27 protein-coding genes and 1 other annotated feature are annotated in these 24206 nt (G+C 31.2%); of the genes, 11 read left to right on the plus strand and 16 right to left on the minus strand.

What is annotated here, in order from left to right; all coding sequences use genetic code 11:
- Positions 1–178 precede the first annotated feature (178 nt).
- Both ACX6U0_RS01925 and ACX6U0_RS01930 read left to right on the plus strand, forming a co-directional pair.
- Positions 179–1423, plus strand: coding sequence for a helix-turn-helix domain-containing protein (locus ACX6U0_RS01925; RefSeq protein ID WP_464958320.1), 1245 nt, complete (start codon positions 179–181; stop codon positions 1421–1423).
- 2 nt (positions 1424–1425) lie between these two features.
- Positions 1426–1581: a hypothetical protein gene (locus ACX6U0_RS01930; protein ID WP_464958321.1), complete on the plus strand. Its 156-nt coding sequence runs from the start codon at positions 1426–1428 to the stop codon at positions 1579–1581.
- A gap of 42 nt (positions 1582–1623) precedes the next feature.
- Here ACX6U0_RS01930 and proS read toward each other — a convergent pair whose 3' ends face one another.
- Both proS and ACX6U0_RS01940 read right to left on the minus strand, forming a co-directional pair.
- The gene (gene proS, locus ACX6U0_RS01935; protein ID WP_464958322.1) at positions 1624–3057 is read right to left on the minus strand and encodes a proline--tRNA ligase; all 1434 of its coding nucleotides are present in this window, start codon (positions 3055–3057) and stop codon (positions 1624–1626) included.
- Positions 3058–3197: 140 nt separating this feature from the next.
- Positions 3198–3408: a binding site (T-box leader), on the minus strand.
- 72 nt (positions 3409–3480) lie between these two features.
- Positions 3481–4401 carry a DMT family transporter gene (locus ACX6U0_RS01940; protein WP_464958323.1) on the minus strand — a complete coding sequence of 307 codons (921 nt, stop codon included), beginning with the start codon at positions 4399–4401 and terminating at the stop codon, positions 3481–3483.
- 275 nt (positions 4402–4676) lie between these two features.
- Here ACX6U0_RS01940 and ACX6U0_RS01945 point away from each other — a divergent pair, with 275 nt between their 5' ends.
- Both ACX6U0_RS01945 and ACX6U0_RS01950 read left to right on the plus strand, forming a co-directional pair.
- A complete protein-coding gene (locus ACX6U0_RS01945) occupies positions 4677–5735 on the plus strand; it encodes a DUF3900 domain-containing protein (protein ID WP_464958324.1) in 1059 nt (352 codons plus the stop codon).
- 465 nt (positions 5736–6200) lie between these two features.
- Entirely contained in the window at positions 6201–6509 is a 309-nt protein-coding gene (locus ACX6U0_RS01950) for a hypothetical protein (RefSeq protein WP_464958325.1), read from the plus strand.
- Positions 6510–6552: 43 nt separating this feature from the next.
- Here the strand turns inward: ACX6U0_RS01950 and ltaE are convergent, their stop codons facing one another.
- Positions 6553–7593: a low-specificity L-threonine aldolase gene (ltaE, locus tag ACX6U0_RS01955; RefSeq protein WP_464958326.1), complete on the minus strand. Its 1041-nt coding sequence runs from the start codon at positions 7591–7593 to the stop codon at positions 6553–6555.
- 118 nt (positions 7594–7711) lie between these two features.
- The gene (locus tag ACX6U0_RS01960; protein WP_464958327.1) at positions 7712–8716 is read right to left on the minus strand and encodes a helix-turn-helix domain-containing protein; all 1005 of its coding nucleotides are present in this window, start codon (positions 8714–8716) and stop codon (positions 7712–7714) included.
- A 288-nt stretch (positions 8717–9004) separates the two neighbouring features.
- Between ACX6U0_RS01960 and ACX6U0_RS01965 the strand changes: the two genes are divergently transcribed.
- Positions 9005–10150, plus strand: coding sequence for a tyrosine-type recombinase/integrase (locus ACX6U0_RS01965; protein WP_464958328.1), 1146 nt, complete (start codon positions 9005–9007; stop codon positions 10148–10150).
- A 110-nt stretch (positions 10151–10260) separates the two neighbouring features.
- Here ACX6U0_RS01965 and pduL read toward each other — a convergent pair whose 3' ends face one another.
- On the minus strand, positions 10261–10833 hold the full coding sequence (gene pduL, locus ACX6U0_RS01970) for a phosphate propanoyltransferase (protein WP_464958329.1): 573 nt from the start codon (positions 10831–10833) through the stop codon (positions 10261–10263).
- A 210-nt stretch (positions 10834–11043) separates the two neighbouring features.
- Between pduL and ACX6U0_RS01975 the strand changes: the two genes are divergently transcribed.
- Positions 11044–11562, plus strand: a complete 519-nt coding sequence (locus ACX6U0_RS01975) for a GNAT family N-acetyltransferase (RefSeq protein ID WP_464958330.1) — start codon at positions 11044–11046, stop codon at positions 11560–11562.
- Positions 11563–11726: 164 nt separating this feature from the next.
- Here the strand turns inward: ACX6U0_RS01975 and ACX6U0_RS01980 are convergent, their stop codons facing one another.
- Positions 11727–11924 (minus strand): hypothetical protein, encoded by a 198-nt coding sequence (locus ACX6U0_RS01980; protein WP_464958331.1) that lies wholly within the window; start codon positions 11922–11924, stop codon positions 11727–11729.
- Between the two features lie 133 nt (positions 11925–12057).
- Between ACX6U0_RS01980 and ACX6U0_RS01985 the strand changes: the two genes are divergently transcribed.
- Positions 12058–12672: a LysE/ArgO family amino acid transporter gene (locus ACX6U0_RS01985; RefSeq protein ID WP_464958332.1), complete on the plus strand. Its 615-nt coding sequence runs from the start codon at positions 12058–12060 to the stop codon at positions 12670–12672.
- Positions 12673–12709: 37 nt separating this feature from the next.
- Here ACX6U0_RS01985 and ACX6U0_RS01990 read toward each other — a convergent pair whose 3' ends face one another.
- The 6 genes from ACX6U0_RS01990 to ACX6U0_RS02015 all read right to left on the minus strand — a co-directional run bounded on the left by ACX6U0_RS01990 (position 12710) and on the right by ACX6U0_RS02015 (position 16124).
- Complete coding sequence (locus ACX6U0_RS01990) at positions 12710–13039, minus strand: low molecular weight protein tyrosine phosphatase family protein (protein ID WP_464958861.1); 330 nt, start codon at positions 13037–13039, stop codon at positions 12710–12712.
- Between the two features lie 64 nt (positions 13040–13103).
- Positions 13104–13628: a YfiT family bacillithiol transferase gene (locus tag ACX6U0_RS01995; RefSeq protein ID WP_464958333.1), complete on the minus strand. Its 525-nt coding sequence runs from the start codon at positions 13626–13628 to the stop codon at positions 13104–13106.
- 115 nt (positions 13629–13743) lie between these two features.
- The gene (locus tag ACX6U0_RS02000) at positions 13744–14004 is read right to left on the minus strand and encodes a hypothetical protein (protein WP_464958334.1); all 261 of its coding nucleotides are present in this window, start codon (positions 14002–14004) and stop codon (positions 13744–13746) included.
- Positions 14005–14081: 77 nt separating this feature from the next.
- On the minus strand, positions 14082–15014 hold the full coding sequence (locus tag ACX6U0_RS02005; protein WP_464958335.1) for a manganese-dependent inorganic pyrophosphatase: 933 nt from the start codon (positions 15012–15014) through the stop codon (positions 14082–14084).
- Positions 15015–15197: 183 nt separating this feature from the next.
- Positions 15198–15359, minus strand: a complete 162-nt coding sequence (locus ACX6U0_RS02010) for a hypothetical protein (RefSeq protein WP_464958336.1) — start codon at positions 15357–15359, stop codon at positions 15198–15200.
- 72 nt (positions 15360–15431) lie between these two features.
- Positions 15432–16124 carry an SDR family oxidoreductase gene (locus tag ACX6U0_RS02015; protein WP_464958337.1) on the minus strand — a complete coding sequence of 231 codons (693 nt, stop codon included), beginning with the start codon at positions 16122–16124 and terminating at the stop codon, positions 15432–15434.
- Between the two features lie 110 nt (positions 16125–16234).
- Between ACX6U0_RS02015 and ACX6U0_RS02020 the strand changes: the two genes are divergently transcribed.
- Complete coding sequence (locus tag ACX6U0_RS02020; RefSeq protein ID WP_464958338.1) at positions 16235–17590, plus strand: MATE family efflux transporter; 1356 nt, start codon at positions 16235–16237, stop codon at positions 17588–17590.
- A 229-nt stretch (positions 17591–17819) separates the two neighbouring features.
- Here ACX6U0_RS02020 and ACX6U0_RS02025 read toward each other — a convergent pair whose 3' ends face one another.
- From ACX6U0_RS02025 to ACX6U0_RS02035, 3 genes are all read right to left on the minus strand, one after another.
- A complete protein-coding gene (locus ACX6U0_RS02025; protein ID WP_464958339.1) occupies positions 17820–18548 on the minus strand; it encodes a GntR family transcriptional regulator in 729 nt (242 codons plus the stop codon).
- A gap of 64 nt (positions 18549–18612) precedes the next feature.
- Complete coding sequence (gene frlD, locus ACX6U0_RS02030; RefSeq protein WP_464958340.1) at positions 18613–19395, minus strand: fructoselysine 6-kinase; 783 nt, start codon at positions 19393–19395, stop codon at positions 18613–18615.
- Between the two features lie 332 nt (positions 19396–19727).
- The gene (locus tag ACX6U0_RS02035; protein WP_464958341.1) at positions 19728–20936 is read right to left on the minus strand and encodes a serine hydrolase domain-containing protein; all 1209 of its coding nucleotides are present in this window, start codon (positions 20934–20936) and stop codon (positions 19728–19730) included.
- A gap of 177 nt (positions 20937–21113) precedes the next feature.
- Between ACX6U0_RS02035 and ACX6U0_RS02040 the strand changes: the two genes are divergently transcribed.
- Positions 21114–21743: a trimeric intracellular cation channel family protein gene (locus ACX6U0_RS02040; RefSeq protein ID WP_464958342.1), complete on the plus strand. Its 630-nt coding sequence runs from the start codon at positions 21114–21116 to the stop codon at positions 21741–21743.
- A gap of 55 nt (positions 21744–21798) precedes the next feature.
- On the opposite strand, the gene ACX6U0_RS02045 is transcribed toward ACX6U0_RS02040, so the two are convergent.
- Positions 21799–22347, minus strand: a complete 549-nt coding sequence (locus ACX6U0_RS02045) for an NADPH-dependent FMN reductase (protein WP_464958343.1) — start codon at positions 22345–22347, stop codon at positions 21799–21801.
- Positions 22348–22567: 220 nt separating this feature from the next.
- Here ACX6U0_RS02045 and ACX6U0_RS02050 point away from each other — a divergent pair, with 220 nt between their 5' ends.
- Together ACX6U0_RS02050 and ACX6U0_RS02055 are read left to right on the plus strand one after the other, a co-directional pair.
- Complete coding sequence (locus ACX6U0_RS02050) at positions 22568–22816, plus strand: hypothetical protein (protein ID WP_464958344.1); 249 nt, start codon at positions 22568–22570, stop codon at positions 22814–22816.
- 107 nt (positions 22817–22923) lie between these two features.
- Positions 22924–23838: a DMT family transporter gene (locus ACX6U0_RS02055; protein WP_464958345.1), complete on the plus strand. Its 915-nt coding sequence runs from the start codon at positions 22924–22926 to the stop codon at positions 23836–23838.
- Positions 23839–24206: the final 368 nt, after the last annotated feature.

Here is a 24206-nt window from a genome sequence, read left to right on the forward strand (position 1 = left end):
GATACTGAATATTTAGTCATATTATTCTATTTATATACGATACAGCCTAAAATAATATGAATATTGGCGAAAAAACGATATTTTTGTAGAAAAATATACAAATAGCTCATGACTTTTATTAATAATTAGACTAAAATAGAATTAAATTTCTGTAAATTGGGGTTTTGGAGTGGAATATATGTTCGATAAAGGATCAATTATTCAATATTTTCGTCAAAAAAAAGGTCTTACACAAGAAGAACTTGGTCATGGAATCTGTTCGAAGACTCATTTAAGTAAAATTGAAAGAGGTCTTACTGAAGTTTCTGATGAAACTATTTCCCTACTTTGCGCTCGAATGGGATTTGATATTGATGAAGAAATTGACATGCTTAAAAAGGTTGAAAAGATGCTTGAATCCTTGCAAAAACTGATTATTTTTCAAGATAAAGAAAAAGCACATGCCGTTATTAGCGAACTGGAAAAGCAAGAATTTAATTACATTACACCATTACATATTCGATATTTATTAATAAAATCTAGACAATTACTATTAGATCATCAATTAGAAGATGCTAAAAAAATATTGTTCTCAAAAGAAATTCAAAATTATAAAATACCCCAACTTGAGAAGAATTTACTAAATCATACTCTTGGCATATACTATATACAGACATATGAACTACATAAGTCAATTGAGTTTTTAAAAAAGGTATCTTTAGAATCATATAATAATCCCGAAATTCATTACCATCTTGCATTAGCATACTGTCATCTAAACGCACATATTTCTTCATATCATCATTGTCAAAAAGCAAAGGAATTTTTTGTACATACAAATAATTATCAAAGATTACTAGATACTGAGACAATTGCTCTAATACTTCTTGAAGAAGAAACACATCTTCTTTTCAGTGAAATAGAAGCAAGATATGAAAATCTACTCGACTCAGTTAGAGTCATAAAAGATCAAGAAAGGGAAGCGTTTTTATTACATAATTTTGCTTACCAACTATATAAATTTAAAAAATATAGTGAAGCACGTACTTTCTACGAACGCGCTCTGACTTTAGCACCAAAAGAAAATGTAAACTATCTAACTGCTCTTTTTGGATATATGCGTTGTCTGTATGCAGGGAATTTAGCTGATGAAGTTACTATTAAAGGGATTATTAAAGAAGGCATTGAAGAAGCTAAAATTAAAAACTTGGATTATTATTTTATGTTATTTTCGCTATACCACTATAAATTAAATAATGACGAATTATTATATTTTAATTATTTAAAAGATAGTGTTTTACCATATTTATATGAAGTCAAAAATAAAGAATTTTTTGTTCCTTTATCAAAAGAATATATTCAATATTTGATTTCTAAAAATGATGGGCATTCTTTACTAGAGTTTTTAAGTATTTATCAAATTAACTATACATTGGAGGACTAAGAATGAAAAAATTAATTTTAATTGTAGCCTTATCTGTAATTGTTACTTCATTTACATTCTTATCAAATGATTCAAGCTCTAATTCAACTGCAGCACTTTCTAATTATGAGAATGATTTTGTTTATCCTTTAAGTAATCGTATTTTACCTGGAGGCTGACAAAAGCAAAACACGAATCAATCGATTCGTGTTTTTTCTTTTTTAATAAGCCTTACCCCAATATACCATTGTTTCTGCCTTTTTACCGCAGCATATACACTCTTCTGTGATTTGCTCTTGTTCAAATGGCATACATCTAGAGGTTAAGCCAGCCTCTTCTTTAATTTTTTCTTCGCATGCTAAATCTTTACACCACATTGCTTTAATAAAGCCTTGTTTTTCATCGCTTAATTTTTTTAGTTCATTTAACGTTGTTGCTGTATATGTTTTTTCTGTTCGATTATTAAGTGCCTTTTCATATAAAGATTGTTGGATTTCTTTCAATAATGTTGTAATAGTTTCTTCTAAAGAATCTAATGATACAAATATTTTTTCACGAGTATCTCTTCTTACTATAACCGCTTGGTTTTTTTCAATATCCTTTGGTCCGATTTCAACGCGAACTGGGATCCCTTTCATTTCATATTCATTAAATTTCCAACCTGGCATTTTATCAGATATATCGATTTTCACACGCGCAACTTTTGTAATTCGTTTTTGAAGCTCTTTCGCTTTTTCAATTACGCCTTCTTTATGCTGTGCGATTGGAATGACCATTACTTGTGTTGGTGCTACTTTTGGTGGTAACACCAATCCACTATTATCTCCGTGAACCATGATGAGTGCACCGATTACCCTAGTAGTCATCCCCCATGAAGTTTGGTGAACATATTGCCTTTTAGAGTTTTTATCTGTGTATTGGATATTAAAAGCTTTCGCAAAGCCATCTCCAAAGTTATGTGATGTACCACTTTGAAGTGCTTTTCCGTCATGCATTAAACTCTCAATTGTATAAGTTGCCTTAGCTCCAGCAAATTTCTCTTTTTCTGTTTTTTGACCCTTAATAACTGGAATTGCCAAAAAGTTTTCTAAGAAATCTGCATAAACATTTAGCATTTGAATTGTTTCTTCTTGTGCTTCCTCAGCTGTTGCATGAGCTGTATGGCCTTCCTGCCATAAAAATTCAGTTGTTCTTAAGAAAGGTCTTGTTGTCTTTTCCCAACGAACAACAGAACACCATTGATTATATAGTTTTGGAAGATCATTATAGCTTTCAATCACTTTCGAATAATGTTCACAAAATAATGTTTCTGAAGTTGGTCGAACAGCAAGTGGCTCTGCCAATTCATCATGCCCACCATGTGTAACCCATGCTAGTTCTGGTGCGAAACCTTCTACATGATCTGCCTCTTTTTGTAATAATGACTTTGGTATAAACATTGGCATATATACATTTTCATGATCAGTTTGTTTAAATTGCGTGTCTAATTCTTTTTGGATGTTCTCCCAAATCGCATAACCGTATGGTCTTAAAATCATACATCCCTTTACACTCGAATAGTCTACTAATTCCGCTTTTTTTACAATGTCTGTGTACCATTGAGAAAAATCTACGTCCATATCTGTAATCGCTTCTACAAATTTTTTTGTACTCATTTTTTCTACCCCTTATCAAATTTTTTATACAAAAAAACGCCGAGAATAATCGAAAGGGACCATTCTCGGCGTTACCACCCTAATTATTATGTAGAATTATAAATGATAAATAAGATAAATAAAAAACGCCATGAATGACCTAAAGGGACCATCCATGGCGTTACCACCCTACTTATTATGTAAATTACTACATAATCTCTTAATATCTTTAACGGGAAAACCGCTGTAGCCTACTCTAGTTCGGTACAGTGACTCCAAGGCTGGTTCAGTCTACATACTTTAGGAATTTTCACCATCCATTCCCTCTCTATAAAAGCTGTTAAACCTACTATTCCTTTTCTAAGTCGTTTATTAATTTAAAAATATAATACGTTAAGTTAAATCATCTGTCAATGAGATGATTACCCATTTTTACAGTTTTTTCTACATTTCCTTATATATTGCTTCATCTTTTACATTTTTTGAACGTTTTGGCATCGGAATTTCAGATAATAACATACCACCAACGATAAATGTTCCACCGATTAATGTATGTGATGTTAAAGTTTCTCCACCAAATACTACTGCAGTAATCGCAGCAAAAACAGGTTCTAATATAAAAATAAGCGCAGCTTTTGTAGATGAGATATGTTTTTGTGCAAACATTTGAACCCAAAACGCGATACTTGTACAAAAGATTGCAGTTACGATTACAGCAAATATAAATGTAGAGTTAGTAAATAAATCTTTTGATAATGGCGCATTCGGAATTTCGAAAATAAATGCAGCGATTGTACTAAAAATACCAACTGTTGCTAATTGAATTGTTGTAAATGTTAGAGCATCCATTTGTTTCGTAAATTTACCTGTTAAAATGATATGAATGGCAAATGCAATTGCTCCAAAAAGGGTTAATACATCACCAATATTGACTGACAAACGATTTCCTAATGTTAAAAAGCTTAATCCAAAAAGTGCAATAAAACAAGCAAGCACGGTCGCCCAGTTCGAGCGTTCGCGATAAAATAAATATAAAAAAACTGGAACTAATACAACACATAAGCCAGTAATAAACCCTGATTTAGATGATGTTGTATAAATAAGGCCAAAAGTTTGGAGTAAATAACCGGAAAACAACATAAATCCGATTCCGCTAGTTATAAGAACCTGTTTTAAAGTGATAGCATTCTTATGTTTTCTTCTTAGTAGAAAAGGTAAAAGGATTAATGTTGCAAGGATGAAACGAAATGCATTAAATGTGAACGGTTCTACATACTCAATTGCATTTTGTACTACGACGAATGTTGTCCCCCAGAGTAGTGTTACAATGATTAGTGAAATGGTAGCAATTCTTTCAATTTTCAATCTCTCATACCCCTTTTCTTTGACTCTACTTCCCCAATTACAGAAAAAAGAGATGTGACATAACACATCTCAGTAATTATGATTTCAATTAGTCGTCTCAAATAATTATATACTTTATTTTACCATAATGTGAGGGCTTTTTGTCTTAATGTAAACAAATTTCGCTTGTTTTATCATTAGGTCAATTCACTTATAAAATTCGCACTATCTTCACATTGACTGAAATGAGTCACCTATCTATACTTAATTACAGAATAAAGAAAAAGGTGATCTTATTGGATTTTGAAATAACATTTCTATCATTTTATGTAGTAACAGTTGAAGGTAAAGGAGATCAAACTGATAAACGTTATAAACATTTTCAAACAATAGATGAGAATATGTATGAAGAAAGTGCCCTAAAAGCCTTTTTAGACGGTGAACTTGCTCGAATTGTTAATCGAAAAGTTGAACGTCATGCTAAAAATGATACTGTTCCTACTAAACTAGGACACTTTATCGTAGAAGAAAATCATTCACTGGATTCAAATCCAAACTATAATTTATTTCAAAGAATTCGACATGCAAAAACAACTGAAGACTTTAAAGCTGCAAATGAAACATTAGTGATTAATTATGTTGATACGAGTGCAGTTCGTGGTGGAGCATTTTTAGTGATACAAGCAAAATTAAGAAAGTATTACGATGATCCGATAGTGTTTGTATTAAAATGCGATTTTGAACCTAAGGTTGCATCCATTTCAGATGAATCTACTTTAATAAAATCGGTAGAAATGGCGATTACAACGAAAAATATGAAATCAATTCAATACCCATATATGGAAGAATTAGGATTATTATCTGAAAGTGAGCTAAAAATTCATCAAGCTTCTCACGCTCGATATTTTGAGGACTTTTTAAAATTTGTATCCTATGCTGAATCTATGCCAGAAATTGTAAAATCACAAGTTATGACGATGGTTTATGATCGAATCGACGAAGTTTTTGAAGAAGAAAGCGAAGAAAGGCAACAATTTGAAGCAGCAATGGAGGTTTGGGCTGCAAGCCCTAAGCGAGAAATTCAAGAGCACTTCTCTTCTGAAGAAGTGATTGAAGCGGCAGCACAAATTGTAGAACATACACCTGAAATTGAATTAGCATTTAAGGCTGATCACTTTTCAATAAAAGGAATGCTAGCAGACTTTGGAGAAAATTTACACATCTCAAAAGTAAATGGTCGCTATGTTGTCATGTTAGAAGCCGATACACTACAATTTGAAAAAGGCTTCTCCCCTATTGAATTTTTAAAACCTGATGAAATTCATCATGTTATTGATAAGATTAAACAAAAATAAAAGAGCCTAATGGGCTCTTTTTTGAGTTAACTAATATAAGTAGTAATGATTGATGTCAATAAACAAACGATAAACAAATGCCTCAACTTTACAGGTTTGTTATATCTACCAAGTACCTTTGACAAAATTTTTTCAAATAAACTTAATACTATTATGAAAATAAACAAAATGAAAAGAAAGTAAGAAAGATTTAAATACCATTTAGAAAAATGTCCAAAATCAATAAAATCTGATTTAATAAATAAAAGCATTAAACCATACACAATTAACCAACTGATATCTAATCCTTTTTTATCTCTTACAAATATACTTTTTAAAAATTGCTTTGCATTAGAAATATTACTCACCTCCAAAGAAGAGATTTTAATTTATATGAAAAATCATCTTAGGCATTAGCCGTTTCCATCCACATTTTGCCTACATATTGTATTTTGTATTACCGAAAAAGAAAGGAGCGACTCATTTATGTATCAGTATCCTAATTACTATCCGTATAATCAACAAACAGTATATCAACAACCTCAATATAATCAATACTCGCAAGCTACTTGGGAAGACCAATATGATATAGACAGACAACCACAGCAAATTCAAAATCTAACTAGACGAGTTAATGAATTAGAAAGACGCGTAAATCAACTAAATCAAACTGTTAATCGACTTCAACAAACTTCAGAGCGTCATACATTCCGTTTAAATAGGTTGAATCAACGCTTACGTAGAGTTGAGCAAAGATTAAACATTCCTTTTGCTGCAAGTGAAGATGGATTTTAAAAAACGAAAAACTATAAAAAGAGAGTGCGATACTCTCTTTTTTTTAATTTAATTTTATTGTACTTTTCATTAGTTCAATGACTTTATCTATATCTTCTTTCGTTACCCAATAATGAGTTGCAAATCTCATGTTCCCATTTTCATCAGGTGCAAAGATGGTGATATCATTTTCTTTAAATATTTGTTCGATTTCTTCTGGGGTTCTATTCGATTTTTCAATTTGAAAGAATACTAAATTAATATGATTGTTTGTTGAATCTACCTTAATTCCTGGAATTTCTTTTAATCTATTTGCTAAATATAGAGCATTTTCATGATCTTCATGTAGTCTAGTCGTCATTTTCTCAAGTGCTACGATTCCAGCTGCAGCTAAAAATCCAGATTGTCTCCATCCACCGCCTAATAATTTACGTTTTTTCTTCGCTTTTTCAATAAATTTAGTACTTCCGGCTAATATCGAACCTACTGGAGCACATAAACCTTTCGATAAACAAAACATTACACTGTCACTATACTGGGTGATTTCTTTCACATCTGTACGTAAATATGTTGCAGCGTTAAAAACTCTTGCACCATCTAAATGAATCGGTATATTTTTTTCTTTGGCAATACAATATACTTCTTTCATATAATCAATATCAACTACTGCACCATTGGAATATGCATTTTCTAAACAAATTAATGAAGTTTCAGGAAAATGCAAATCTTCAGGACGAATTGACTGTTTTATTTTTTTAAGCTCCATTTTCCCTGATTCTGTTTGAAGAGTTCGTAAATGTACACCAGCAATAATTGAAGCAGCCCCTACTTCGTGTTCAAATATATGACAGTCTTCACCTAAGATAACCTCTGTCCCACGATTACAATGTGTAAATAAAGCCAATTGATTCCCAAATGTGCCACTTGGGACAAAAAGTGCAGCCTCTTTACCAACCATAGATGCCGCTAGTTTTTCTAGTTTTTGAACCGTTGGATCATCACCATAAACATCATCTCCAACCTCTGCATTAAACATTGCCTGTCTCATTTCATCAGTAGGTTGTGAAACCGTATCACTTCTTAAATCAATTACACGAGATTTCATCATTTTTTCTCCCAACTCATTAAATTTCAGAATTATCTAAAACGACCTGTCAGACGCATCGAGATTGTTCGTAACGTAATAGTACTCATTAATTTCTTTGTACTAGTTTAGTAAGTTGTTACGAAAAGTCTAGTTTTTTTTCATATTCAGCTAACCCAATGCGTATCAATTTTTCAGTTACTTCTTCGATTCCTAAATGGTGATTTAATGCAATTTGCTTTATTTTCATTTTCATGGAATCTTCAACAAATGTTGTGACTTGTTCTTGATTACTTGAAAAAATAATAAATCCTGGTCTAGAAGATAATTTCCCTTCCAGTAAACAGTTTTGCAAGATTTCAAAATCTTGCTCTATGCGATCAGCTTGATATTGTAATTTAACTGGTTTTACCTCTGCAATGATTGTGTTCCCTTCAATATATATGTTCATATTTTGTATGCCAATTTTTTGATAAAAGTTATCAATTATACTAAAAATAGGTGCATTAATCGATTGAGGAAAAGGGAAACGAAAAATGATATTCCCCCTTTTTGTACTATGTTTAACTTGTTTCAGTTCATAAGCTCTATAAAAGCCACGTTCAATAAGCTCCTCTTTATTTAGAAATTCGCCCATATTTGTTTTTGCTACACTATCTCCCGTATCATTTAATTCAATGATTCTTGCTTTTTCATTTGAATCGCTTTTTATATATAATCCAAATAAACAGTTTGCAAGATCCTTCGAGAAGTACGTTTTTCTATTTTGATTACTTCGCAATGTCAATTGAAGTTTGTGAACTTCATCAGCAGGGATAAACGAAGTAAGTCTACCTTTAATATACACCTTTTCAGATGATAATTTACCAGATTTTATGTATTGATGAATTGTTGCTTTTGATACATTTAATTGATTAGCTGCCTCTAATACTGTTATTCCTGTTGGTCTTTCTGTTACAGAATGTAATCTAGTAATCTCGTCACGATAAAATTTCATCGTTCCATCTATTTGCCAATCCTCATAAACTAGTTTCAATTTACCATTTTTCACATAATTATATATTGTTTGTTTTGACAAACCCAGCATTTCTACAGCTTCATTTGTCGTCAAAACTTCTCTTTCGAATTGTACATTTTCTGACATGGTATGTACCTTCCTTTTATCATTTACAACTTATTTTAGTCTATTATATCATAGATATTTAACAAAATATTACTTAGTAGTTATAGGTAATTATATTACGTATATTTATTTATAAATAATTAAATATATAAAGTTTTATTCAAATAGAATAATATTGTATTTTTCTATCTTATAACAAAGATATATAATATAATTGGTAAATAACTAAACTCAATTTCTAATTGATAAAATACTTTTAAATACATACTAACTTTTTACTTCTAATACAATCTCAAGGGGGTGAATTTCATGTTACCGCTTAATCCTTACCTTAAAACTACAGTACTTCCAACTACATATGATGACACAAACATCGTTGAACTATTGTTGGATGAAACATACCATCTAACTCTTTTCCAAACAAAATTAGAAAATGAAAAACATAATCGCTCATTTTTTGAAGGATTTTCAGATTTAGAAATGATTTATTATTACGTTCATCAACGGAAAGATATTCAAACTTCAAAGCAAAGAAAACATAGTACAAAAATGGAATACATAAGAGAATTACTCCAATTTTATAAATATCTAATACAAAGTGAAGATTTTATCCGTCAAGATGTAGAGATCTATCATGAAACTTCCCTTTTTAAAAATTTAAAACAAAGGCATATTGAAGCTTATCAGCAATGGCTTTCTACCTATCAATATGATCAAAAGAAAAATGTATATCGAGTAACGACTCTTTCTAGAAAGCTAGTTATTTTAAAAAGTTTTTTCAGATTTCTATTGGATTCAAACTACATTCAAGAAGCACTTTTTACTCGTATTTTAGATGCGAAAATTACAAAGGATGATCTACCAAACCGCGATTTAGAAGAATCTGAAGTAAAGGCTTTGTTGGAATTTTATAAAAGTAATATTCTAAAATCTACTTTAATTAAACTTTTAGCGACAACTGGAATGCGAATCCGTGAGCTTTCTGAAGCAAAATGGTGTAATGTTTCAAAAGATACAAATGGATATTGGTTGCAAATAATTGGAAAAGGCAATAAGAAACGTGAAGTTAAGATATTGAATCATGTTTATATTGATCTATGTAGTTTAAGAGAGCGTCGAGGTTTATCAAATCTAATTAGCAAAACAGATTCCAATCCCCTTTTTCCTAATAAAATGAATCAGCATTATTCTTTTAAATATTTATCTAACTTTGTAGTTGATATGGTAAAAAATTCGAATTTGCCATTTGTAACAGAACGTAAAGACACCAATAATATAAGTCCTCACTTTTTCAGACATCATTATGCATGTCGTTCCATTGAAAAAGGTGCAAGTATTTATCAAGTTAGTCGTAGCTTAGGACATGAAAGTATTCAAACAACTGAATTATATTTAGCGAAAATGATGAATCGACAACAACATGCTAGTAATGTGTGGGATGAAGATGAATATTAATCTTTAAATTTTTCCTTTCTAGTAATCGTTCCAGAAATCAAACTGAAAGCCTAGGAATAATCCTAGGCTTTATTTGTGTATTCAAAAGATGAATCAATTTAAAAAGCTACTTACAATATTTCTACTTTTGTATCTTTTGTGATACCGGCAGCATTTCCTTCATCAACATCAACATGCATCTCAAGGGCAAATTGTTCATTTACTCTTACAAGTACGTTATCAAAGATTAGACCGCGATCGCCTTCTACTTTAACTTTGACAATATCTTTATCAGAAACACCAAACTCTGCAGCGTCTTTCGTATGCATGTGGATATGCCTAGCTGCTGCAATTAAACCATTTTCAATTGTCACTTCACCTTTTGGACCTACTATTTTACATCCCGCAGTATTCTTAATATCACCTGAATTTCTTAACGGTACTTTTACACCCAGCTTAAATGAATCTGTAATTGACACTTCAATTTGTGTTTCGTTTCTTACTGGTCCTAACACTCGTACACCAGACAATGTACCTTTATTTCCAACTACATCCACCTTTTCTTCTGCGGCATATTGTCCAGGTTGTGATAGGTCTTTCCATACTTTTAATTCATAGCCTTCTCCAAACAAAATATGTAAGTGTTCTTTAGTTAGATGTATGTGCCTATTCGATACACCAACTGGTATTTTTTTATTCGTCACAATACCCCTCCTTTTTTTCTTCTAGACATTCAAAATTTTTTGGCTTACTTATGACAGTTTTAACCACCTAAAATATTTCTAAACATTCACCATATCCCCTTTTAGTTTACATAATATTATTATTTGTGTATTATCACTAACAATTTCTCAAGATTTTAGAATAGTATTTAAATATAACAAAAATATCTGACACTTTAATGAGGTGTATACATGTCTATTCAAATTAATGCTTCTACAATTCAAATTGTTCCTTGGACAAGCTCCGATCTACCTTTACTTTATTTATTAAATACACCTAACATGATGAAATATCTTGGAGGACCAGAATCAAATCAACAGATTTTAAGACGTCACAAGCTTTATCTTGAAATGGCTAAACAACATAAAGGACAAATGTTTACCATTGTCATCCAACCGTATCAATTAAAAGTTGGTTGTGTAGTTTATTGGGAACGAGTTTGGCAAAACGAAAAAGTATATGAAATGGGATGGAATGTTCTCTCAAAATATCAAGGTAATGGAATTGCCACATTAGCAGTTGAAAAAGCTATTGCATCCCTTTCTCAAAATGCAAAATATCGTTATTTACATGCTTTTCCGTCAATCCACAATTTACCATCTAATGCAGTATGTCGTAAGCTAGACTTTTCTTTGATTGGTCAATGTGACTTTGAATATCCTCCCGGAAGCTGGATGAAAAGTAATAACTGGAGATATAAGTTGTATTAATAAATTAAAGAAGTTAACTCAAAATGAATTAACTTCTTTTAATTATTAAAATATGTTTAAAATTTATAGTTTTCTTACTTTTTATAATATAATGAGTTTACATGACTTTTTATCATGTAAAAAAAGCTGAACCAAAATTAATTGGCTCAGCTGATCTTTTAAAGTTATTCAAAATAAAATAAAGCATCGTGAGAAGTATTTGTTTGATAATAGTTCATTAATTCTTCTACTGTTATACCTCTTACCTCTGCTATATCATTAAAACTCATATCATAATGATAAGAGAGTTCATGAAGAGATAATGCAGGGTCATTAGCCAAATTTAAATAATCAGGTGTATTATTATCAAATTGTTGAGACATACTCATCACTTCCTTTAACAGTTTCTTACTATCATTCCCAAAAAAATACATTGTTAGTCAATAAATAACAAAGTATGCAATTGATAAGAACAGTTCTGTTAAAACAGTGCTAAATATATAAGTAGGTGATTAGATGATACAAACGATTTTACATGGGGTATTATTAGCATTTGGGTTAATTTTACCATTAGGTGTGCAAAATGTATTTATTTTCCAACAAGGTGCAAGTAGTAAAAAATTGATCAATGCGTTACCAGTAGTGATTACTGCCTCTATTTGTGACACGATCTTAATTACGCTGTCTGTGACTGGGGTATCTGTTTTAATTTTAGCTTCACCTTATTTAAAGACTGCTTTACTTGTATTTGGAATTTTATTTTTACTTTATATGGGATGGCAAACTTGGAAAAGTAAACCTAGTGCTATTGAGTCAAATCAGGATTCGTTTCCAATCAAAAAACAAATCCTATTTGCTACTTCAGTCTCACTTTTAAATCCACATGCCATATTAGATACAATTGGTATCATTGGTACTAATTCATTACAATATGAAGGAACTGAAAAATTCATTTTTGCTTTCACATGTATTCTTGTATCATGGATTTGGTTTGCTTCTCTTGCTATTGCGGGTAGAATGGTCGGTAAAATTGATCAAACTGGCAAAATCATGGGAATGATCAATAAAATTTCGGCCATCATTATTTGGGCTATTGCTATCTATTTATTGACTTCACTTTTTCATACATAATAATCGAAATCCCCCACTCATTAAAGTGGAGGGATTTTTATTTATCAATATGAATCTGTTCAGCTACCCGTTCTTCAAGTAAAATGATTAATTCTTCATCCATATATTGATAATCATCAGGTATATCGAGATTAACAATTTTTTTATCATTCAATAATATTCCGAATTTATCTCTAATTCTTCTCATATGCTTCTTTTCCATGACAAAAATGATATCTGCCCAACCGATATGACCTTCTGTTATTTTAATTCTTGCACCTTTCTCCGTACCAGCTGAACTTGCTTGAAAATCATTTCGTAGATGAAATATTTTCTCGGCAGTAGGACTTCGCCATTTGTTCTTACTACAAATAAACAATAACTTAATAACAATTCACACCTTATCATATAATTAATCGTTTAATTCTAGATTAGCTTTACATACTTACATTTTAAGTGGTTTCGATAGCTTTTACTATCTGTATATGGCCTAAGTGATGCTTACTATGCCAAGCATACAAGGCTACTAGATAATCTACACTCATCGTTATGTTACTTTCGGGATGGAAAACGGTTCTTTTAAATTGTTCTTCCGTTAAAGATTGAATCAAATTTACATACCGTTTGTGTACACCTTCTAGGATTTGAAGCGAACTTTCTACATCAATAGCTGAATCACTTAGCTTTATCCATTCATTTTCATCATAGGGCTTAATCGTAGGATTTTCTTCAGTCAAAGCCAATTTTATACGAATGATACTATTCATATGACTATCAGCTACATGATGAATGATTTGTTTTGGAGTCCAACCACCATCACGATAAGGTGTATTCAGTTGCTCGTTTGAAAGAGAATTTATAAGATTTGAAAATTCTTTCGGTGCATTCCTTAATATTTCGATAAATTCCAATCGAATTTCTTTTGAATAGACTGCTGGTTCTAAAAATCTTCCAATCGGATATTGTAGCTTCTCCATATTTCATCCCCCTATTTGGTTAAGTTTTCTTTCTTAAGTATTTATTAACAACAAGTAATACATGAAAATAAAGTAATGCAGCAGGCACAGTTATGTAAAGTGTTGAAAGTGCTGATTAAGGATTAAAATCTTTCGTGTTTGCTAATAAATCTAAACTGATTGCTGCAACTACATACATTAAAAATTGAAATACGTACTTGCTTCTAATTCTTAAAGTCTTTATTAACAAATCGACTAAATATGACCAGCTGATCGCAAATACTAAATAAACAAAACTGCTCATATATAATGCAATCATAAAAATTGGAGCAAAAAGTAAACTAAATAAAAGTGCAGATATAAGCGCTGCAATTATCTTATGGAATAAATTCTTCATTGATGTAAATACCTCTATGAGTTGAAATTAAATGATTAAAAAACAACAAAGCCTACGTAAGACTTTGTTGTTATAAATTAAAGTGTATTAAATGTATCAGTTAGTACCGGTACGATTTGTTTTTTACGAGATACAACACCTTTTAATAGAGCTGTATTGTTTTCTAATGTAACATTGTAAGCTTTTTCTACAGCGTTTGTTGCAGTACCTTTTACAACTGCAATTGAATCATTTGTTAAAATATCAGTTACGACAAATAAGAACAAATCTAAACCTTTGTTAGATACAATGCCTTCAAGTACAGCTTCTAATTCTTGTTGACGAGCAAGTACATCATTTGTATCAACTGCATTTACTTGAGCAATTTCAACTTTATAATTACCCATTTGGAATTCTTTAGAATCCAATGATACTAATGTTTCGATGGATTTGTCTGCAAGGTTCGCACCAGCTTTTAGCATGTCTAACCCGTATTCTTCTGCATTCACTCCAGCAATTTCAGCTAATTCTTTTGCAGCAGCTATATCTTGATCTGTACAAGTTGGTGATTTGAATAATAATGTATCTGAAATAATAGCTGAAAGCATTAAACCTGCAACTTCTTTCTTAATTGATACGTTATTTTCTTTATACAACTTATTTAAAATTGTAGCTGTACAACCAACTGGTTCGCAACGATAGTAAAGTGGATCACTTGTTTCAAAATTTGCAATACGGTGATGATCGATTACTTCAAGTACACGAACTTCTTCGATATCATCAGCACTTTGTTGACGCTCGTTGTGATCAACTAATATAACTTGATTCGTTTCTGTAGCAACTTTTTCTACTAAACGAGGTGCATCTGTTTTAAATGTATCTAACGCAAATTGAGTTTCAGCACTTACAACGCCTAAACGGATTGCCTCTGCATCTACCCCTAAAGCTTTCTTTAATTCAGCATAAGCAATTGCTGAGCAAATTGTATCAGTATCTGGGTTTTTATGTCCGAAAACAAGAATTTTTTCCATCGTAATTCTCCTATCTTTTTCATTATATTATGTTGGAATATTAATTGTTTTTATGTAAATATGTAATACCAAAGCTTTTAATGATAAAAACGGATAGAAAAATTTGGCTATTACATAAAACGCTTCAATAATAATACCATATCAACTAAAAAAAGAATAGCCAAATTGACTATTCTATACTAGTTAAGACTCTGATTTTTTATATGACATTGTTTCCGTAATTGGCTCATCTTTTGGTAGCCATTCAATCGGAATATCGTCCGCTGTATTAAGATCCTCAAGTAAAAGTTCATCTAAATTTTGATGATTAGTTACTTTACCTTTTGCTGATTTAGATTTTTTCATTTACCTTTCTCCTTCATCTATTTAACGTTTGTAATCTTTAATAGTTTATGGAAAGGTAGGCATCCTATTAATTTATTTTACATTTTTAATAATAATTTCAGGAATAGCAATGTTTTTGCGTGGTTTAATATTATCCATAATAATGTCAGCGATATCATCCGGATTCATCATTTTAGACGTTTTGTCTTGATCAAAAATACCTGCCCAAAAATCTGTGTTCATTCCACCCATATATGCTGCAAAAACAGAAATAGGTGTTCCTGTTAATTCAACAACTAAACTTTCAGTGAATCCCTTTACCCCAAATTTGCTAGCACAGTAAACTGATTCTGTCGCTTTTCCGATTAAACCTGCTGTCGAAACGATATTTACAATCGTACCACTATTTTGTTTTTTCATCTGTTTAAGAACTTCCTGTGAACAAAAGATAGTTCCTTTTAAATTGATATCGATCATATTATGTATGTCTTCTTCACTTAATTCTTCAGCTAAATCAAATGAACCTACTCCAGCATTGTTAAATAAAAGATCAATCTGTCCATATGTTTGAGTGATTGAATCAAATACTCTTTTTACATCACTTAATTTTGAAATATCAACAGTATGTATTGAATAATTATTTGGTAGTACTCTTCCGATATCTTTTAGTTTATTTTCTGTACGCCCTAACAAACAAATATGCGCACCAATATCTGAATATTTCTTTGCTAGTGATGCACCTAGACCACTTCCAGCACCAGTAATAACGATTACTTGATTTTTCAATTCAATTCCAACTTTCTGTTCAAAGTTAATTTATAAAGAAGTATTTACTTATAGCAATTAAACCAAAACATGATACAATTGTAAAAGTGTTTGTTTAGGAGGTCGATCAAATGAATACGACAAAAAAGGGAAAAATATCTCACTTTTTCACACTACTAATCCCAATTCTTGTAACTCAAGTGACATTATTTTCAATGTCATTTTTTGATACGATTATGTCTGGTAATAGTAGCCCACAAGATTTAGCCGGCGTTGCAATTGGTGTTAGTATTTGGGCTCCAATTAGTACTGGACTCACTGGAATTTTAGTCGCTCTCACTACAATGGTAGCTAATTTGAATGGTGCAAAGGAAGACAATAAAATTGCTCCGCTCGTTATGCAAGCTCTTTATTTGGCAGGGTTTCTTGCAATTTTCATTATCATCGTTGGAATGTTTACAATTCAACCAATCTTAGATCATATGAATCTAGAACCTAAAGTTCATCGAGTTGCACTTCATTTTATTTTCGCATTATCTTTTGGAATTTTACCTTTATTTTTATACACTGTTCTTCGTCAATTTATTGATGGATTAGGTAAAACAAGAACAACCATGATTATTACAATTGTGTCTGTTCCGATCAATGTAATTTTGAATTATTTCCTCATTTTTGGTAAAGCTGGTTTACCAAGACTTGGTGGAGTTGGTTCTGGTGTTGCATCTGCGATTACGTATTGGATCATTTTTGGTTTAGCTATTTATATTGTACAAACAAAGGAACCTTTTAAATCATTCCGTATCTTTAAGAATTTTGTTTCGGTTTCAATTGCAACTTGGAAAAGTATCTTAAAGCTTGGTGTACCAATCGGTTTAAGTATCTTTTTTGAAGTTAGCGTATTTGCAGTAGTTACATTATTATTAAGTGAATTTGATACAGAAACAATTGCCGCTCACACGGTAGCAATGAACTTTGCAAGTATGCTGTATATGGTACCACTTAGTATCTCAATGGCATTAACAATTGCTGTTGGATATGAAGTAGGTGCGAAGCAATTTCAAAATGCCAAGGAATACAGTAAGATCGGTTTAATAATGGCTTTATTAATAGCATCCTTCTTTGGTATTATTATCTACTTCTTTAGATATGATGTTGCAGGTTTATATACAAATGATTCGTCAGTTCAAGCTTTGGCTGGTGGTTTCTTAATATTTGCGATTTTGTTCCAATTATTTGATGCGTTCGCTGCTCCAATTCAAGGTGCATTAAGAGGCTATAAAGATGTGAATGTAACATTGCTAATGATGATTTTGGCATATTGGATCATTGCCCTACCTGTTGGGTATGTATTAAAAAATACAGAATTAGGCGCAAAAGGTTATTGGATTGGCTTAATTGTTGGTTTATCAGTGTCAGCAATCACATTAACTTACCGATTAATTCAATTACAAAATCAAAAGCTGAAACTAGCAAAAGATATAGCGTAAAAAATAAGACGTTTAATTCTCAATTGAATTGAACGTCTTATTTTTTGCTTAACACAGTGGTTGTAAGTATAGAAGTAAAATAAATGATGAAAATATTTCTGCGGAGAATATTTGTTTAGTAAGGAATATATACCGTATTTCATATCATATTTGGTATGAATGAAACTAGAATAACTTTTTAAAGTAAAAAGGATAGCCTATTTAGCTATCCTTCAATTCGAAATATGAACTATCTTGCTCGATGAACGGTCAAGTTAACTTTCTTAGTTTCACAAACAAAAGTGGAAAGATGCACAGGGTCATCATTTGAATCAAAAGCAATCTTTACAATTTTATAAAGATTTGAACCAATATCGCAATCTAATAATTTAGCATAGTCTGATGTTGCACCGATGACATCAATTATTTTATCATTTGAAACGATTTCTGTACGATATTCATCTAACAGTATTTTATATGTAGATTCATCTTTGGCAATTTTTTGTTCTAAATTTGGAAAACGCAGTAATGAATAGTATGCAATATCATAAAAAAGAGGATGATCATTAACATACATTAACCTTTCTAATTCTAATACAGGACTACCCTCTTCAATATTAAGACGATTGGCTACCTCATAAGAAGCTGCAATGATTTCACTTTTCAAAATTCGTGAGTTAGGGATCATCCCTAGTTGATGGCTAAACTCCGAAAAACCACTTACAGATATCAATTCATTATGAAATTTCTGATTTGTCACAAAAGTCCCTCTGCGTGGAATACGTGTCAAAGTACCTTCTTTTACTAAATCTTCAATTGCTTTTCTTATTGTAATACGACTTACATTATAAAAATCACAAAGCTCAGCTTCTGTAGGAATTTGTTCTTCAGGTTTATACTTGCCTTCCTTTATATCATCTTGTAGCATCTGTCTAATTTGCATATATAAAGGTAGAGTAGTTGAAGAATTTAATTTCATTTATCTTCATCCTTTTCCAATCTATTCATTTATAGATTGATTATACATCGATAACTTGATTACGTCACCATGCACCAAAATAACTAATTGTTTTTGCGGCTGTTTCTGATCCTAATTTTAAACATTCATCGATCTCATATCCTTTTAATCGACCAAATAGGAATCCGGAAATAAATGAATCTCCAGCCCCCATTGTATCAACCACAATTCCTTTAACGACATCACACTTATAAAATTGTTTTCCATCATAGGCTAAAGATCCATTTTCTCCTAATGTAGCTACTACTACTTTTGACCCTAATTTAAAAACATCCTTTAGAAACTCTCTGATAAAAGAGTTGTCATTCGTATATGAGAAAAATGAATAATCAACAAAACATGGTAATGTCTTGACTAGTTCGTGATGTAACTGATCAGAAAAATCGAATGAAGTAATTAATCCTCTTTCTTTAAACATTGAAAAATATGGATCCACATGCCCCCAGATACCTGCATGTACTAACTGGAATGTTTCTATGTAATTCATCTCTTTTGCTGTTAGAGAAAACTCCGCCATAACGCCTTCATCATATTTTCCAAACTGACGATCATTATCAACTAATTCGACATATGTTATAGCTGTATGACCTTCTTTTGTTGAAACAAAAGAAGTATCCACACCCCTACTTTGAATCGCTTTAATCATCTTATCACCATATGCATCAGTTCCGACCCAGCCTATATATGCTGAATCTACACCTAAACTCTGTAAATACACGCTTACATTAACTGGATTTCCACCAGGATATGCTTCACCTCTATTTTGATATACGTCCATACAATTATCTCCAACAGTTACGATTCTCACGTTTCCCCCTACTTCCACATATTATTTTTATTAAACTTTCTCATCAAGATAAATTAGTAAAAACTGTTCTCATTTTACCTTATTTGTTATGTCTTGTATTGTAACAATATATCACATTGTTCACAATCTTTTTTTTATAAAATATCATGATAAAATCCACATTTTTTCTTCTCTCATTCATCCCATACATTGCTTTTGTTAAATAGAAGAATAGACAGTTTTATCCTAATAAAATAGGAAGTCAGTTTATATTACAAACTAACTTCCAGCATTGATCTTTATGTTAAATTAAAAGAATAAAATACAAATCAGTCCATTTTTCTATACTCGTTTTACTCAATATACCTTTTAATTGTCTGGTTATAAATTACTTCTGCTAATTCTTTTTCAACATCAAACCTATTATTGCTTTGTAGGTTGAAATTTGCACCATTTAATACAAAAATAATGCCAAACTTCTTTTCTTCATTCCAATATAAATTACTAATCAAACCATATGCCTCACCAGCATGTCCAAACATCTCTTGATATTCAGACAGAAAGTCATGACTAATATGTAAACCTAATCCCATCTTAGAGAAAAAATGGTTCTCCTCTTCTCTATTCCAGTGAACTGATTTCATCAAATCCAACGTCTCAGGCTGAAGCAATCTTGTTTCATTGTATGTGCCATTCATTAAAGCTCTTAAAAACTTACTTAGCTCAAGTGCAGAAGTACGTAACCCTCCCTGAGGTTCAAATAAACCTCCGTGCGTACCCGGTAGATAATTTTTCAATGAAGCTATGTCAAATTTCTTTTCAGTATTGTCTTGAATTGTAAGCTTATATTTTTTCGTATTTTCATCTATTTCATATAAATTTCCAAATTCTTGGTTCTTTTTCATCCCCGCATATGAAAATGAAACATTCTCCATTCCGATTGGTTTAAATATATTTTCTGTTATAAATGAATCGAATCGCATACCTGAAACTTTTTCAATAATTGCACCGCAAATAATCGCACCAATATTAGAATATACCCAATTGATCGAAAGACCCGGCTGCCAATCTCCCCAAATTTGATGAGTATAGTATTTGCCTCCTGGTACTAATAGTTCTTTAAGGCTTACACTATGATCCGACTGACCATCCTGAATATATTTCGCATAAATACTATTAGATTCCTCATCTGAAGTAAGTGAAGATGTGTGTGTTAACAGCTGTTTTAATGTGATGATCGTTTTTGGATGATTTGGATTCCTTACTTCAAAACCAAGATAGTTACTGATATCAGCATCTAATTTTAATTGTTTTCTTTCAATTAATTGCATGATTGCCGTTGCAGTGAATAATTTTGAAATGGATGCAATTCTAAACATTGTATTTTCCGTTACTGGTTGATTCATTTCAACATCTCGATCACCAAAGGAATCAGACCAAATTATCTTGTCCTTATAAACAGACACTGCTTGACAGCCAATTATTTTATATCGTTTCATAATACCATCTATTTCTTGATAAAAAACTGTTGATCCATCGTTTGTGTTTGTTTTATGATTCATTTTTCTCTCTCCTGTTCAATAATTAATTGTATGATTAAATCGTTATTTTAAAGGGATTTTCTGTCACGAAAAATATTTTTTAAATGAAGCGTTTTCAAAACTATTTTGATATTGTAATAGAAACTTCATGTTGATAAAATGATTCTTATGAAATTGTTTGTTAGGGGATAGAGGAGAATGATTTTAATCGAGGTTTTTGTATATGCAGGAATTATAGCGGCTAGTATTTCTGGTACTTTAGTCGGTATTCAAAAGAAATTGGATTTATTTGGTGTTGTTTTTTTAGCTGCATGTACAGCTTTAGGTGGAGGATTAATTCGTGACATTATTTTAGGTCAATCCGTGCCTACCGCATTTGTAAAGCCTCAATACTTTATTGTAAGTACAGTCATTTCTATTTTAACATGGCTATTTTATCAACGTACATTACAGTTTCAAACTACTTTAATACTAACTGATGCAATTGGACTTGGTGTATTTACAGCTGTCGGTGCGTATTCTGCAATTGACCATGGATTAAAAGGCGCATTCTTAATTGTTTCAATGGGATTAATTACTGGAATCGGTGGTGGAATTATGCGAGATGTGTTCGCAAGGGAAATACCACTTGTTTTCCAAAAAGAAATTTATGCAATTGCTGCAATTATCGGCTCATTCTCCATACTATTTACAAGTGAAATGTTCTCAAAATTATCATCTCTATATATTTGTTTTGTCATTACAACGCTAATTAGAATCATTGCGGTTCGTTACAAAGTAAATTTCCCAATTCGTAACGTAAATGACAAATCATTCCATATGGAATAAAAATATACATTTAATGGCCCAAAACTAGTGTCTACTAGTAGTGGGCCATTTTTTATTAGAAACTTTTTGATTCTAAAAATTCTTTGTATAAAATTTCTTTTTGTACATATTCTTTTAATTCATCAATCACTTCAGAAACTTTTGTAAATGCATCCTCTTTAACAGTAAAATCATTTTCATTGAAATCAACTGGATCTAAAACTAGCTGTTTTGGAATCGCATTTCCATAAACACCTCTTACTACAGTTCTTGCATTATTTAGAGCATTAATGCCACCTTTTCCTCCACCAGCAACGGCCAATAAAGCAGTCGGCTTTTTCTTAAATGGTTCAGATCCAAACAGCTCGATTAAATTTTTCAATGTTCCGCTCATCGCATTATTATACTCAGGCGTACATAGCACAATTCCATCTGCTTGTATTAGCAAATTTCGAATTGATTTTACAGCATCTAATTCTTTTTGTTCAGCTTCGCCATTATATAAAGGTAATTCACCTAAAGCTAAATCTACTAAAGAAAAATTAAATACATCCACGATTTGTTTTGCTAATACACCAGTTCGTCCAATTGCTCTTGGCGAACCATTTACTACGACAATATTCAAAATAATTCTCCTCACTCTATTAAGATGATGTACAAGATTATGTTTCGACACCTTTTCTAAAAATCCTTCTATAAATCTTATATTAATATTATAAAAGAAGAATTTTGAAATACCATGTTATTCTATTTTAAATGAGAGATTTGTCTATAAATATATGAAGGTTGTATAAATATCATTATTGAATATAGATATTAAAAGGTAAAAAAACGGAGGAATCTATATGAAGAAACATTTTGGGAAACTATCTATTCTCTTCCTTTTAGCTGATATATTATTCGTACTTTCCATACATGGTAAGTATATAAATCATACATTTGCATATGTAACGATATTGATTTTATTTCTACTTTCGGTTTTATCAGCGCTTTATAGTAGTGGCGTATGGAAAACAATCACTTTAACACTTCTTTCCATTCTATTTCTGGTGATACTAGGATATTTCGTATTAGGAGTTTTGGCATTTTTATAAAAAATCGTTTAGAACAAAAACAATTTACAACGATTTAGTAATTGATACTTCAACCTATTTTCTATTATACTTATTTGACAGAATATTTAAATTAAGAAGGTGATGTCATGACAAAACAAGAAGTCAACAAAAAAGCGACCATTAGTATTATCATCGCAATGGCTATATTTGGAACTATTGGTTTTATTACGCCAAAAACGGGCTTAAAAGCAATTGATTTAGTATTTATTCGATGCATTTTTGCAAGTATTTTTTTATTTTTAGTTTGGTTTTTAACTGGTTTACATAAAAATGAAATCTATCATAAAAAAGATATTTTTCTATCACTGATTAGTGGCGTCTTATTAGTTTGTAATTGGGTTTTTCTATTTAAATCCTTTGAAAATTTATCAGTGACCATTTCGATCTCTATCTACTATTTAGCACCAGTCATTTTATTCTTAGTAGGAAGCCTAATTTTTAAAGAAAAAATAACGATTATACCGCTACTTGGTGTTTTTAGTAGTTTTATTGGTTCAATTCTACTATCAGGTATTAATTCAGATTTCACTTTGAAAACACTTCTATCTTCTGGTGTTATTTGGGCATTTCTTGCTGCAATTTTTTATGGTTTTTTAATGATCGTTAATAAAGGAATAACTCAAACAAGTGCCTATTTTACTACACTTTTACAAACTACTTTAGGCTTTATTTTACTTCTCCCTTTTGTAAAATTTAGTGCATTTCAAAACTTACATATTGAGAATTGGACATTTATTTTAATTATTGGATTCGTACATACCGGCGTAATTTATGCGCTATTTTTTGGTAATATTCGATTTCTTCCAGCAAATACGATTGCAGTCCTTACTTTTTTAGATCCAGCAGTAGCTATTGTTTTAGATACTATGATAACAGGCTTTAAACCAACCTCTCTTCAAATTGTGGGAATCTTCCTTACATTTTTAGGGATTGCATTAATCATGTTGCTCAATTCTACAAAAAAAGAAGTTAGAAATTCATCAAATAAGATTGCTAATTGATCATAAATTAAGTAAAAAGAAAGACAACTTCATTGTCAAATTATACTAAAAGTACTATAATAGTATCATTAAGAATATACTAAAAGAGATGTGCTGCATACACATCTCTTCCGAGTAGTAATTGTAAAGTTGCTTCCCTCGGACCTAGTGAATATAGCCACCACATCCATTCGAGGGGTAGGGTGGTTATTTTCTTTTATTCAAAGAAACGACGATACCGATTACACTCAAGATTACAGTCGATGTTATTCCAATACTTTGGATTATTAATGTTGCAATCTCATAACCATTCACCATATCACCTCCCTTCAACCGAAGAAAGGCACCTACCACAACTCTACTCTACCTAATTTTACCATAAAGAATCT

Source organism: Gottfriedia sp. ABJ_BB2_2, assembly GCF_055484705.1.

Coding starts and splice junctions, on each gene's coding strand:
- ACX6U0_RS01925 (WP_464958320.1), top strand. CDS start 179: ATGTTCGATAAAGGATCAATTATTCAATATTTTCGTCAAAAAAAAGGT.
- ACX6U0_RS01930 (WP_464958321.1), top strand. CDS start 1,426: ATGAAAAAATTAATTTTAATTGTAGCCTTATCTGTAATTGTTACTTCA.
- proS (WP_464958322.1), bottom strand. CDS start 3,057: ATGAGTACAAAAAAATTTGTAGAAGCGATTACAGATATGGACGTAGAT.
- ACX6U0_RS01950 (WP_464958325.1), top strand. CDS start 6,201: ATGTATCAGTATCCTAATTACTATCCGTATAATCAACAAACAGTATAT.
- ltaE (WP_464958326.1), bottom strand. CDS start 7,593: ATGAAATCTCGTGTAATTGATTTAAGAAGTGATACGGTTTCACAACCT.
- ACX6U0_RS01960 (WP_464958327.1), bottom strand. CDS start 8,716: ATGTCAGAAAATGTACAATTCGAAAGAGAAGTTTTGACGACAAATGAA.
- ACX6U0_RS01965 (WP_464958328.1), top strand. CDS start 9,005: ATGTTACCGCTTAATCCTTACCTTAAAACTACAGTACTTCCAACTACA.
- ACX6U0_RS01975 (WP_464958330.1), top strand. CDS start 11,044: ATGTCTATTCAAATTAATGCTTCTACAATTCAAATTGTTCCTTGGACA.
- ACX6U0_RS01980 (WP_464958331.1), bottom strand. CDS start 11,924: ATGTCTCAACAATTTGATAATAATACACCTGATTATTTAAATTTGGCT.
- ACX6U0_RS01985 (WP_464958332.1), top strand. CDS start 12,058: ATGATACAAACGATTTTACATGGGGTATTATTAGCATTTGGGTTAATT.
- ACX6U0_RS01995 (WP_464958333.1), bottom strand. CDS start 13,628: ATGGAGAAGCTACAATATCCGATTGGAAGATTTTTAGAACCAGCAGTC.
- ACX6U0_RS02000 (WP_464958334.1), bottom strand. CDS start 14,004: ATGAAGAATTTATTCCATAAGATAATTGCAGCGCTTATATCTGCACTT.
- ACX6U0_RS02005 (WP_464958335.1), bottom strand. CDS start 15,014: ATGGAAAAAATTCTTGTTTTCGGACATAAAAACCCAGATACTGATACA.
- ACX6U0_RS02010 (WP_464958336.1), bottom strand. CDS start 15,359: ATGAAAAAATCTAAATCAGCAAAAGGTAAAGTAACTAATCATCAAAAT.
- ACX6U0_RS02020 (WP_464958338.1), top strand. CDS start 16,235: ATGAATACGACAAAAAAGGGAAAAATATCTCACTTTTTCACACTACTA.
- ACX6U0_RS02025 (WP_464958339.1), bottom strand. CDS start 18,548: ATGAAATTAAATTCTTCAACTACTCTACCTTTATATATGCAAATTAGA.
- ACX6U0_RS02035 (WP_464958341.1), bottom strand. CDS start 20,936: ATGAATCATAAAACAAACACAAACGATGGATCAACAGTTTTTTATCAA.
- ACX6U0_RS02040 (WP_464958342.1), top strand. CDS start 21,114: ATGATTTTAATCGAGGTTTTTGTATATGCAGGAATTATAGCGGCTAGT.
- ACX6U0_RS02050 (WP_464958344.1), top strand. CDS start 22,568: ATGAAGAAACATTTTGGGAAACTATCTATTCTCTTCCTTTTAGCTGAT.
- ACX6U0_RS02055 (WP_464958345.1), top strand. CDS start 22,924: ATGACAAAACAAGAAGTCAACAAAAAAGCGACCATTAGTATTATCATC.